Annotated in this window: 9 protein-coding genes and 1 tRNA gene; 3 read left to right on the plus strand and 7 right to left on the minus strand. The window is 70.1% G+C overall.

Annotated features, from left to right (window positions below; all coding sequences use genetic code 11):
- Positions 1-182: 182 nt before the first annotated feature.
- Together Pdca_RS04405 and Pdca_RS04410 are read right to left on the minus strand one after the other, a co-directional pair.
- A complete protein-coding gene (locus Pdca_RS04405) occupies positions 183-1,229 on the minus strand; it encodes a hypothetical protein (RefSeq protein ID WP_073577573.1) in 1,047 nt (348 codons plus the stop codon).
- Position 1,230: 1 nt separating this feature from the next.
- Complete coding sequence (locus tag Pdca_RS04410) at positions 1,231-1,893, minus strand: hypothetical protein (protein ID WP_125911259.1); 663 nt, start codon at positions 1,891-1,893, stop codon at positions 1,231-1,233.
- A 429-nt stretch (positions 1,894-2,322) separates the two neighbouring features.
- On the opposite strand from Pdca_RS04410, the gene Pdca_RS04415 reads away from it, so the two are divergent.
- Positions 2,323-3,708: an AlbA family DNA-binding domain-containing protein gene (locus tag Pdca_RS04415; RefSeq protein WP_073577575.1), complete on the plus strand. Its 1,386-nt coding sequence runs from the start codon at positions 2,323-2,325 to the stop codon at positions 3,706-3,708.
- Positions 3,709-3,940: 232 nt separating this feature from the next.
- Here the strand turns inward: Pdca_RS04415 and Pdca_RS04420 are convergent, their stop codons facing one another.
- The 4 genes from Pdca_RS04420 to Pdca_RS04435 form a co-directional block, all read right to left on the minus strand.
- Complete coding sequence (locus tag Pdca_RS04420) at positions 3,941-5,374, minus strand: tyrosine-type recombinase/integrase (protein ID WP_073577577.1); 1,434 nt, start codon at positions 5,372-5,374, stop codon at positions 3,941-3,943.
- 93 nt (positions 5,375-5,467) lie between these two features.
- Positions 5,468-5,540 (minus strand) — tRNA-Arg (locus Pdca_RS04425).
- Positions 5,541-5,608: 68 nt separating this feature from the next.
- Positions 5,609-6,610 (minus strand): ABC transporter substrate-binding protein, encoded by a 1,002-nt coding sequence (locus tag Pdca_RS04430; protein ID WP_085915995.1) that lies wholly within the window; start codon positions 6,608-6,610, stop codon positions 5,609-5,611.
- Between the two features lie 78 nt (positions 6,611-6,688).
- The gene (locus Pdca_RS04435) at positions 6,689-7,705 is read right to left on the minus strand and encodes a helix-turn-helix transcriptional regulator (RefSeq protein ID WP_085915994.1); all 1,017 of its coding nucleotides are present in this window, start codon (positions 7,703-7,705) and stop codon (positions 6,689-6,691) included.
- 32 nt (positions 7,706-7,737) lie between these two features.
- On the opposite strand from Pdca_RS04435, the gene Pdca_RS04440 reads away from it, so the two are divergent.
- Positions 7,738-9,036, plus strand: coding sequence for an FAD-dependent oxidoreductase (locus Pdca_RS04440; RefSeq protein ID WP_197719920.1), 1,299 nt, complete (start codon positions 7,738-7,740; stop codon positions 9,034-9,036).
- Positions 9,037-9,066: 30 nt separating this feature from the next.
- On the opposite strand, the gene Pdca_RS04445 is transcribed toward Pdca_RS04440, so the two are convergent.
- Positions 9,067-10,686, minus strand: coding sequence for a BCCT family transporter (locus Pdca_RS04445; RefSeq protein WP_085915993.1), 1,620 nt, complete (start codon positions 10,684-10,686; stop codon positions 9,067-9,069).
- A 221-nt stretch (positions 10,687-10,907) separates the two neighbouring features.
- Between Pdca_RS04445 and Pdca_RS04450 the strand changes: the two genes are divergently transcribed.
- Positions 10,908-11,603 carry a GntR family transcriptional regulator gene (locus Pdca_RS04450; RefSeq protein ID WP_085915992.1) on the plus strand — a complete coding sequence of 232 codons (696 nt, stop codon included), beginning with the start codon at positions 10,908-10,910 and terminating at the stop codon, positions 11,601-11,603.
- Position 11,604: the final 1 nt, after the last annotated feature.

Below are 11,604 nucleotides of genomic sequence, written 5' to 3' on the forward strand. Positions count from 1 at the left end.
TGACAGCAACCACCGACAGCAACACAGGCGCGGCCTGCTCGTCGGGAGCCGGACGGAGCCCCGTTTCCGGCCCTGTGGGAGCCGTCTGCAGGCTCTCGGCCCGGCACTTGCCGGCCCTGGTTCCGCTGTTCCGGGCGACGGAGTCTGATTCACGATCAGCGGGCTCGCCTATTGAAGCGGCGCTAACCGACCCCAAAGCCGGGGATTTTGAAAGCCCGCCGCCAGGTCCACCCGTCGCCGGGTGCGTCGACGTCTTCGCACACCGCGACTACCTCGACCACGACGTCCGATTCTCCTCGTGGCGGTTCGAGGTCGACGACGATCTCGCGTTCAAGATCGCGAACCATCCGGGACCGTTCACCCCCTGACACCGTCGCTGCGATGCCCTCGCGCGGTTTGAGCACGGCGACGTCCAGGGTGACGTACTGCTGCTGGGGGCCGCTCGTCATCGTCACAACGATCGGGTGTCCGGGCTCTCTCACGCGCCCGTGCTTGATGATGAAGTCCGGCCGGTCGCGCGGATCCACCGGTAAGGTCACGTTGTCGCTGTGCGCGACGACTGTGTTGCCGCTCCCGGTGGTGGTGATCGACTTGTCGACGGTCGTTCCGCCGCCTCGCTCGACCTCTGCCCATGTGGCCTGCTTGGTTACGTTCCCGTCATGGTCGATCACGCAGATTCGCCCGGCGTCAGTGAGTCGAACCCGGATGGGGATATCGCTGCCCCACGCGCCGGGCCCATCGACGAGGCCCTTGGCGACGAGCAGACGAACTGCCTCGGACATCAGCTTCTCGTCGATCTGGTAGTTCGCGATGAGAGACCGCGGAGCCTGAAGGAACTTCTGCGGTGTCGGCTGCTGGCTTTCGACCGGATATAGCCAGAGCAGGAACGCCCGCGCCACGATCTGAACGGTCGGCTTCTCGCCGGCGCTCGGCGTCGCAGCCTCCTGCTCTACCCATCCGTCCTGCTCGACAACCATGAGGCGACCAGCGGTGGTCAGGGCAAGCCTGACGGGGTACGGGACCTCGTCGACCTCAGGGCCCTCGATGAGCTTCCGGTCGTGGAGCCACCGGACCGTGCGGACGAGTTCGTCGTTGCCAACGCGCTCGCCCCCGATCTCGCCCCCTGCTGAGGCGAGGAAGTCCTCAACGAGGGGGTAGCTGCCGTCCTCCTCATAGAGCCACCGCAGGATCGCCCGGGCGACGGCGTTGCGCCGCTCCTTCGGTTCCACGTCAGGCCGCCATGCCGATGAGCGGGAGGAGGGCGTCCATGAGCCTCTGCGCAAACTCGGCGCCGACCGCCGTGCCGAGGAACATGCTGAGCACGGAGTGAAGCTTCTTCGCGAGTTTCGCGATGCGGCCGGGTTCGGGCTCGCCCTCCGCGGTCTCGGCGAGCACCTTCTCGGCGGCGGCCCGAACGTCGGCGGCCTCGTCCTCGTCGATCTCGTAGGTGCCAAGTCCGGCGAGCGCCTGCTCCGCAACGTTACGGAGGGTGTGAACCTTCTCCATCGTGCTGCGCTGCTGCTGGCTGATGTTCGAGCTGAACGCCGAGACCTGGTTCTGGTTCCCTGTGACGGTGACCGGCTGGTTGACGTAGGTCACGAGTCTGCTCGCCTTCCACTTCTGCACGTCGGCGTCGTAGTCGAGGACGCAGGAGAACCCGTCCGGCGTCAGCTCCGCGGGGTTCGGCTGCGGCTCCCCGAACGAGACCGGTCCGTCGACGAGGCCCCGTTGATGCAGTAGCTCGACGACGTCCTCAAGCTCGTCTGGTGTGACCTGCTGACCGTTGACGAGCGACTCCCCGTTCGTGAGGAAACCGTGGTTGGGGGGTGAGGTCCGCCGGTTCTGATACGACCACTGGAGGAACGCCTGTGACACGGCGTCGATGCGGTTCATGCAGATCACCCGTCTGATCGTCCGTGGGGAGCGGAACTCCAGGAAGGCTAGTGGACGGGGCCGACGGAAAGTGACGACGTTGCCACAGACGGGCGTTCCGGCAGCTCGGGGCAGGAGGCGATGTCCCTGTCGCTCAGGCGGTGGATGAGTACGTACCGCAACGTCTGCTCGATTCGCCTCGTCATCCGCGAGCAGCGCGCAATTCTGAAGACCGCGTTCTGACGGCGGACGCCGTCGCGTGCCTGGCGGTGTGCTGGCCGCGCCGCCGGGCAGACGCACACCTCGCTCGCTTGAGGAGTCGACCGGTCATCGACGGGGTCCGTCTCACCGCGGCAGCTGCGGCCCGTTCACCCGATCGAGACGAACCGGTGGTCGACGGATAGCCCTCTGAGCTGCGGAGAGTCAAGCGCGAACAGGAACACTCGGAGGGTGGCATTCTCGATCGACACGTCGGCGCCGTTCCTCCGGCCGAGCCAGCTCGAGGCGCTCGTGGTCGCCGTACGCGACGAGGCGGACAAGAACGACGAGCACGACTGGGTGGAGTGGAAAAGCACCCTCGATCTCACGATCGCCGCCGACCGCTGGCACCTTGCGAAGCAGATTCTCGGCTTCTCTAACCGTGCCATCGCTACGTCGAAGCGGCACGCCGGGGGCTACAGCTATGTGCTCGTCGGCGTCGAGCCGGGCGCCCTGGCGGGCGTGACCACTATCGACAACGCGGACCTGGTGAACCCCCTTAACCGGTGGGTCGGTCCCGCGCGGTGGTCGCCGGAGCAGGTGGTGGTCGACGGCAAGACCGTCATGGTGATCGTCGTGGACCCTCCGCAGCCGGGCGACGACCCCTTCACCCTGCGGAAGGCATACGACCAGTTCAACGAGGGTGCCATCTTCGTGCGGACGCCCGGCCGGACAGACAGGGCGACCAGCGCGCAGATCACCGACCTCATGGCGCGCGCCCGGGCTGGTACGGCTGTCGTGCAGGTCGTTGTGAGAGCCGAGCCCGCCACGGTCGAGTTCGGCCCGGCTTACGACGCGCAGCGCGCGCAGGAGTGGCTCGCGGAGAGACGAACTGAGCTGATGCTTCCTAGCCGGTCGAAGTGGCCGGCCACGAAGCCCTCGCCGTACGCCGCGCTCAGGCAGTTTGACCGGGGTCTCGTCATGCCGGCTACGTCGGTCTACGGCCTGGGTGAGCAGCCCGACAAACGCACCGAGGAGGACTACGAGCGGGAGGTCGAGGAGTACCTCGCCAAGGCGGAAGAGACGGTGAGAGACCACCTTTTGCATCAGCGGTACGAGTCCGACGGCGCCACATTGAGGCTGGTCGTCGACAACCCGACGGACCGCAACTTTCAGAAGCTGGTCGTCACGGCCCACGTCCACGGCGATGTCGTGAAGTGGCCGTCGAGCGTTGGGGTCCGGGTATACGCCGCGCCGAATTGGCCCGCTGTGCCGGCCGTACTGGGCACGCCGCGGAAGTTGCCCGGCATCGAGAGGCTTCTAAACCCCGCCGCGCTGTATCCAAGGGCGGCGGACCGTGCGATCGTCAACCCCATCCCGCGCTTCGAGATTGAGGACACGGGGTCGGTGACCATCACCTACGCCGCTGTCGATATCCGGCCGCGGACCCCGACTGCTCTGCCCGCCGTGGCCGTTATGGTGAGGGAGCCTGCGGGCACCATCCTCCGCGTGGAGTGGACCGCGACCGCCGAGAATGTGGACGGGAAGATCGAGGGCGAGCTGGGGGTCGAGGTCGTGTCGCAACCCGACTACTACGCGTCCCTGCCCGGAGGGCCCGGAGCTGCCCGCGGTCAGTAGACGAGGTCGGGCTCGAGCGGCGGCACAGGTACGGCGGCGTCGGATCGCCGTCGATGTGCTTGACGGCGGCGCGCTCGCGCACCCACCGCGCCACGACGACCCGGGCGGAGTGTTGGCAAGCACGTTGGTTCGCCCTCCTCGACGTCGCGGAGCCCGCCGCCCCGACGGGGAGCTTGTTGGCGAGCGCGTCCGCAATCTCCGAGGGGGTCGTGGTGCTCGACGATCTCACCGGTTACCGAACAGTCGTGTGAATCCGTCTTGGTCCAATGACCACCGCTCGGCGCCCGCGAGAGACCTCGACCAGCCCCTCCTCTCGGAGGAGTGAGACGGCACGATGCGCGGTCCCAACCGCGCAAGAGTTCGCAACGGCGAGTTCGGCCATCGTCGGTAGGAGCGCTCCCGGCGGAAGGCTGCCGTCCTGGATCTGCTGACGGAGCGCGGCAGCGAGCAGCTCGTACGGCCCCGATCGCCGCACTGCAGGCTTCGGCTGCGGGAGCACCGTGGCGATCGTCGCGGCGGCTCGCCGGTCGGCCTCCTCGACCCACGCCGCGTACACCCGCAGGGTCGTCGCGCCGCCGCTGCCGTGCCCGAGTCGACCGGCGACGGTCCGGATGTCGACCCCGGCCGCGACCAGCTCGGTCGCGGAGTAGTGGCGGAGCGAGTGAAGTCTTGTACTGCGCAGCTTCAACCGGACGGCGAGCCGCCGGTAGCGTTGACTGATCGCGCGGGGCGCGTAGGGCGTCCGCCCGTCGGGCGAGGGTGAGAACACGAACCCTTCGGCCTCGAACTCGACGCCCAGCGCGGCCAGTCTGCTGATCCAGAGGTCCCGTTGGGTGCGCAGCAGCTCGACGGTGTGCGGGTCGAGTGCGACCCGGCGCTTGCGGTCGGTCTTGGTCGACTTCTCGACGACGCCGGCCTTGGACTGGGTGTTGCTGCGCTGCACCCAGACGGTCGCGCGGTCGAGGTCGACGTCGTGCCAGCGCAGCGCGGAGATCTCGCCCCGGCGGGGGCCGATGAGCATCGTCAACCAGAGCAGCAGGCCCCACTCCGGGTCGCGCCATGCCTCGTTGAGGATCGCGGCGGCCTCGTCGGCGCTGGGCGGGTCGGGCTCGGCCTTGCTCGGTGCCGGGGCCTGGGCGATGGCGGCAGGGTTGACGCCCAGGTGGCGCCAGCGCACGGCCCGGTCGAGCGCGGCCCGGAGGATGTAGTGCACCTTGCGGGTCGTGCTGGCGCTCAGCGGCCGGCACTCGTGCCCGGGTCGAGGGCGGCCGGTGCAGAGCGTCCGGCACCGCTGGAGGCGGGCGTAGAAGCGTTCCAGTAGCTCGGCGTCGAGCTTCCCGGCCTGGAGGTGGCCGAACGTGGGCAGGACGTAGAGCCGGATCAGGTCGTCGTAGCGCTCCTGGGTCGTGGGCTGGAGGTCGGCGACCTCCAGCCACTGCGCGACGGCCTGGCCGACGGTGATCGAGGACTTCGGTTGCTTGTTCTCGTCGACCTGGCGCTGGAGCTTGGTCAGTGCCTTCTTGGCCTCGGCGTGGGTCTTGCAGGTCTCCCGGAGCTTGCGCTTCTTGCCCGTCAGCGGGTCGATTCCGGCGAACACCTCGGCGCGGAACGAACCGCTCGGCAGCTCCTCGATGTAGCCGCGTGACCTGCGCTTCTGCGGGGGCATGGGCGGACCGTAGCCAAGTTTGGCCCCACGAATGGCCCCACGGCCGTCTGTCGTTCGCGATCGCGAACAGCGTTTCCGCTGGTCACGGTGTAGTGCCCCCGGCAGGATTCGAACCTGCGGCACCCGCTTTAGGAGAGCGGTGCTCTATCCCCTGAGCTACGAGGGCGTGCGGCGAGCCTACCCGGATGCTCGCACAGCACCACCGGCGCGGTTCGCTCCCCGTACGTCCGGTGATCAGGGGGTCAGCGCCGCCCACTGCTCGGTGAGCGAGTCCAGGACGGCGTTGTAGCCCTGGTAGCCGAAGTATCCGACCGACTCCTGCGAGTCCAGCCGGATGACCCGACCCGTCCGGACTGCCGGGAGGCCCGACCACAACGCGTTCCCGCGCAGTGCGTCCAGTGCCGCCTCGCCGTCGGGGCCGGAGTTGGCCATCACGATCAGGGTGTCGCCGTTCACCTCGCCCAGGAGCTCCTGCCCGACAGTGACGAACAGGTCCCGGTACGGCTCACCGGCGAGCGTGCCCGCGTCCGGGACGATCCGGCCACCGGCCTCCTGCAGCCACCGGGTGACCGAGGACGCCCGTGGGCGGTAGACCCGGATCTGGTCCCCGACGCCCAGGACGGCCGAGACCGTTCCGATCTCGCCGAGGGCTTCGAGGCGCTGCGTGCGCTGCGCCTCGAACCCGGTGATGATCTCCTCGGCCCGTTCGTCGCGTCCTACGGCTGCGGCGATCGCACGCAGGCTGGGCTCCGCGTCGTGGACGTCGATGTCGACGGCCACGGTCGGTGCGATCCGGGTCAGCGCGTCGTACTGGTCGGTGATCCCGTCGGTCCAGCCCAGCACCAGGTCCGGCCGGAGCGCTGCCACCGCCTCCAGGCGGACCTCGTCGGAGCTTCCGGCCGTCGGCAGCACGGTGACGTCGCCCGTGAGGTCGGCGACGACGCCGGGGAACTGCGACCCGATGATGCTCTCGTGGGTCAGGGCCCCGACCGGCTCGATGCCGAGTGCCAGCAGGTGCGGCAGGGTGCCCCGGCGGTCGATCGCGACGACCCGCGACGGGGACACCGGGATGTCGGTGACGCCGAGGGGGTGCTCGACCCGGCGTGACGTGGCGCCGGCAGGGCCGCTGTCCGAGCCACCGGCGCAGCCGCTGAGCAGGCCCGCGGCGGCCATGATCGCGAGGAACTCCCGGCGGGTCGTCGCGGTGCAGACGGGGGGCGGGCAGGCGATCATCATGAACCGAACATAGGTGAGCCTCACCTGATTCCACAACGGGTGCTCCGGTGCAGCTGCCCGGCCTGTCCCAGCCCTGGCTCACGACGGCGTCGACGTGCTCGCCCCCTGATCGGCGGCGATCCGGAGCCGCTCGGCGATGCCGCCCGCCGCCCGGGCCAGCTCGGGCGGGTGGAGCTCGTCGAGGTCGCAGTCGAAGCTCGCGAGGATGCCGGCGATCCCGGCCCACGACCACGCGCCGAGGGTGAGACGGCAATGCCGGTCGTCCAGATGTTCGACGACCGAGCCGCCGGGTGCCCAGCGGGCGACCACGTGCGCGGGCAGATCGAGGCGGGCGCTGCCGGTGCACTGCCAGTCGGCGGGTGTGTCACCCCGGTCGTGGCTGGACATGACGAAACCGGCGATGTCGGCGCCGGGAAGCTCGCGGGGCCCGAAACCGGCGGTGGTCGGGTGCGCACGGAGCCGGTCGACGCGCAGCACCCGCCACTCCTGGTCGGCGCGGTCGTGAGCCACCAGGTACCAGCGCCCCGCCCATACGACGAGATGATGAGGTTCGACGCGGCGACCGGCACTGAAGTCGGCGTCGGCCGGAGCGGATCGGGTCCCGTCCGGCCGCAGGATCTCGACGACGAGCTCGCGCCGCTGTCGCACCGCCGTGCCGACCACCGTGAGCGCCTCGGGATCGATCGGTGGCGCCGAGAACTCCCAGTAGTTGCGCAACCTGGTCAGCCGCAGCGACTCCATCGACGTGCGCACGGTCTCGGGCATCGCCTGCTCGAGCGTGGCCAGCGCGCGTGCGGCGTCGTCGCCCAATCCGGCGATCGTGCCGGGAGCGGTCTGCAGTGCGACGGCGATCGCGAGCGCCTGGTCGTGGTCGAACAGCAGCGGCGGCAGCGTGTGGCCGCTGCCCAGCCGGTACCCGCCACCGGGACCGTGCAGGGTCGTGACCGGGTAGCCGAGCTCGCGCAAGGTGTCCAGATCCCGGCGGACGGTCCGGGTGCTGGTCCCGAGCCGGTCCGCCAGCTCGCGCAGTGGCCACACCCGGCGGGCCCCGAGCAGGGACAGCAGCGTCAGAGTCCGGAGCGAGGTGCCCGCCATCGGCTCATCCTGGCACCGGTGGTGGACATCCGGTGTCCACCACCGGTGCCACCGTCGAGGCCGACAGGAGTCGACGGAAGGACGGGGCGGGCATGCGGGTGGTCGTGGTGGGTGGCGGGATCGGCGGACTGGCTCTGGGATCGGGGCTGCGCCGCAACGGGTTCGACGTGGAGGTGGTCGACCGTGACATCGACGTGAGGGCGACCGGCGGCTACCACATCACGCTCGACGACCGGGCCCTGGCGGCGCTGGGACGGTTGGTCCAGCCGCAGATCGTGCGCCGGCTGTCGGCCTCGGGTTCGGCGCTGCGGCATCGCGAGCCCGACGCGTTCTGGGACCGCCGTGGCCGGTTCCTCGGACACGGTGCCGACCTGAGCGGCAGCGCGAGTGTCGACGTCGACCGCATCACGTTGCGCGCGCTGCTGGCCGAGGCGGTCGGTCCGGACCTACGCCTGGGACGAACGGTGACCGGCGTCGGGCTCGACGGTGACGGCCGTCCACGGGTCGGGTTCGCCGACGGCACGTCGGTCACCGCGGACCTGGTGGTCGGCGCCGACGGCGCCCACTCGCTCGTCGCCCGGCACCTGGCGGGAGCGCCGACCAACCATCCGGTGGGCATCATCGGCTTCTCCGGGCGTACCCGGCGGGCCGACCTCGGTGCCGCGGAGAGCGAGCGCCTGGGCCCGCGGTCGTCGATGGCCGTCGGCCCCCGGGGAGCCGCGCTCTACATCGGTTTCCTCGACCCGGTCGGCAACGCGGCACTCGATGCGCCCGAGCTGCGGATGTCGGTCACCACCGGCCCCACCTACATCTGGGGCGCGATGTTCCCGGAGGGCGCCGGTACCCGGGCACTGCGCGGTCTGCGCGGCGAGCAGCTGCGGGCGGCGCTGCTCGACCGGTTCCGCGACCGGGGCTGGGACGACCGTTTCCTCGAGGTCGTCGCCCTGGCGGATCCGACCGGGATCGGTTCGTTCCGGTTCCGCGCCGCGTCGACCAGGGCCGCCGAGCTCGCGCCCTGGCCGGCGGGTTCGATCACCGCACTCGGGGACGCCGTGCACGCGACTCCGCCCACCGCGGGGATGGGAGCGGGGGCCGCCATCCGCGACGCCGCCGATCTGCTCGACCAGCTCGGTGCCGTCGCGGAGGACGCCGTGCCGCTCACCGATGCGATCGGCCGGTTCGAGGCCGGCATGCGCGAGCGTGGCAGCGAGGTGCTCGCCCTGGCGATGCGGACCGTCCGAGGCATCCGCGCGACCGACACCGTGCTGGGCGCCGCCGCGACGGCGCTCGCCACCCCGATCCTCGCCGCGGTCGCCCGGTCGAGCCGCTGACCGGGCGCGCCGCCACGGCGTCACCGCAGTTCAGCCGGGCACCGCCGCCCGGTCCGTGTCGAGCTGCTCGGCCTCCGGCGGGTCCTCCGGCGTGCGTTCCGCCGCCCGGGAGCCGTCGGTCCCCGGCGACGGGAGGGGAGTGGCGGGCTCGACGGACAGGTCCCGCCACAGCGCCACCGCCACGCCGAGCACGATGAGCAGGAAAGGCGCCGAGCTGACGATCACCATCTGCTGCAGCGAGTCCAGGCCCCCGGCGACCAGCAGGGCCATCGCCGCTGCACCGGTCACCGATCCCCACAGGGCGAGCACCCAGGCCGGCGGGTTCGTCGAGCCACCGGTGGTCAGCATGCCGAGCACGAACGTGTTCGCGTCGGCCCCCGAGACGAAGAAGAGGACCACCAGAAGGATCGTCACCACCGACGTGACGGCCGGGAGCGGCAGCGACTGCAGCATCGTGAAGAACGCCGAGTTGGCATCCGCCGCGGCAGCCGCGGCGATCCGGGTGGTGCCGGCCAGGTCGGTGTGGATCGCGGTCCCGCCGAACGCGGTGAACCAGACCGAGAACACGACGCTCGGGACGAGCAGCACGCCGACGATGAACTCGCGGACGGTCCGGCCGCGGGAGATGCGGGCCAGGAACACGCCGACGAAGGCGGCCCAGGACAGCCACCACGCGAGCATGAAGTACGTCCACGACTGCATGAAGGCGATGTCGCCACCGGCCGGGGTGATCAGGCTGGCGGAGACCAGCTGGCTCAGGTAGCGCCCGACGGACTGCACGTAGAGATCGATCAGGTAGATCGTCGGCCCGACCGCGAGCACGAAGAGGAACAGCAGCCCACCGAGCCCGATGCTGATCTCGGAGAGGTAGCGGATCCCGCGGGCGACGCCGGTCAGCGCCGACGCGGTGAACAACAGGGTGATCACGCCGATGATCACGAACTGCATCCCGGCCGAGTTCGGTGCGCCGAACAGCGCCGAGAACCCGCCGTTGATCTGCATGGCACCCAGCCCGAGCGACGTCGTGGTGCCGAACAGGGTGGCGATCACCGCGAACACGTCGATCGCAGCGCCGACCGGGCCGTCGGCACGCTTGCCGAGCAACGGGCGGAACAGGGCGCTGACCAGGCCACGGCGTCCGCGCCGGAACATCGACCAGGCCATCGCCAGGCCGAACACGGCGAAAATGCCCCAGGCGTGCAGCCCCCAGTCGAAGAAGGAGAACTGCATCGCGGTGACGGCCGCGTCCGCGGTCATCGGATCGGCGAGCCCGTGCGGCGGCGCGGCGAGATGCGAGATCGGCTCGGCGACGCCGTAGGAGATCAGCCCGATCCCCATCACCGCCGACAGGATCATGGCGTACCAGGTGACGCGGCGGAACGCCGGTCGCTCGTCGTCGCGGCCCAGGCGCAGCCTGCCGAACCTGCTGCATGCCAGGAACACCAGGAAGACCAGGAAACCGAGCGAGACGAGCAGATAGGCCCATCCGAAGCCGCGGGTGATGCCGTCGAGCGCGGCGGCACCGGCGCGGGAGAGCGATCCGCCGGCGGCGGCGCCCCAGACCACGATCGCGATGGTGAGCCCGAGTGAGACGTACAGGACGGAACCGGGACGTCGGGTCTCCGACGGCTCGGCGCTGGGCGTCGACATTGATGCCTCCGAAGCGGGAGCAGATGAGCGTGCGCTCGCGGAGCGGATGCCCCAGGTGGTGATGCATGGCACTGTGGCATGCAAGTGGCCGACGGTCAAGAACGTTGTCACGGTTGGTCGGACGTCAGTGCGCGGCGCGGGACCAGGCATTATGGGAGGTATGTGTGCTCCGGGGTGCCGTTCGTTGACGAGCAGGACACTCGGTTTGTAGGCTGTGATGCATGCAAGAGCTGACGACCGACCACCGGCAGGGTGCGCAGGAGCGCGTCCTCGGTGGGGTGCGACGGGACATCATCGAGGGCAGGTACCTGCCCGGGCAGCCGTTGTCCGAGATCGCTCTCGCTGCCGGCTACGAGGTCTCCCGGACCCCGGTCCGGGAGGCGCTCAAGCAGCTGCAGATCGAGGGCCTGGTCGAGATCCGCCCGCGGGTCGGCACCTTCGTCCGCTCCCCGGACCGTCGAGAGGTGGTCGAACTCTTCGAGCTGAAGGAGATGCTCGAGGGGGTGGGCGCGCGATTGCTGGCCGCCCGTGGGGCCGTCCGGGAGGTCGACGAGCTGGCCGAGAACCTCGATCGGTCGGGGGAGGCGGTGGCTCGTGATGACGCCGGGGCCTACGCGCGGCTGGTCCACGAGTTCCACGAGCTGTTGGTGATCGGTGCGGACAACACTCGGCTGGTTGCGCACTACCGGACGTTGATGAACCAGCTCGCGTATCACCGGCTGGTGTCGGCGTCGTTGACCCGGCCCGGCCGGCTCGGTGCGTCGTTGGCCGAACATCGGCGTGTGCTGGAGCTGGTTCGTGAGAAGGACGGGTTCGGTGCCGAGTTCGCCATGCGTGATCACGTCCGCTCCAGCGAGCGGGCGACCCTCGCCGCCGCCGACCCACTCGGCGGCCACTCATCGACGAAGGAGTCCTGAG

It is taken from the genome of Pseudonocardia autotrophica (genome assembly GCF_003945385.1).
Lineage (GTDB): Bacteria > Actinomycetota > Actinomycetes > Mycobacteriales > Pseudonocardiaceae > Pseudonocardia > Pseudonocardia autotrophica.

What these genes read in the sequence shown, in the direction of transcription:
- Pdca_RS04410 (WP_125911259.1), bottom strand. Translation starts at nt 1,893, where the DNA reads ATGAACCGCATCGACGCCGTGTCACAGGCGTTCCTCCAGTGGTCGTAT.
- Pdca_RS04420 (WP_073577577.1), bottom strand. Translation starts at nt 5,374, where the DNA reads ATGCCCCCGCAGAAGCGCAGGTCACGCGGCTACATCGAGGAGCTGCCG.
- Pdca_RS04430 (WP_085915995.1), bottom strand. Translation starts at nt 6,610, where the DNA reads ATGATGATCGCCTGCCCGCCCCCCGTCTGCACCGCGACGACCCGCCGG.
- Pdca_RS04435 (WP_085915994.1), bottom strand. Translation starts at nt 7,705, where the DNA reads ATGGCGGGCACCTCGCTCCGGACTCTGACGCTGCTGTCCCTGCTCGGG.
- Pdca_RS04445 (WP_085915993.1), bottom strand. Translation starts at nt 10,686, where the DNA reads ATGTCGACGCCCAGCGCCGAGCCGTCGGAGACCCGACGTCCCGGTTCC.
- Pdca_RS04450 (WP_085915992.1), top strand. Translation starts at nt 10,908, where the DNA reads ATGCAAGAGCTGACGACCGACCACCGGCAGGGTGCGCAGGAGCGCGTC.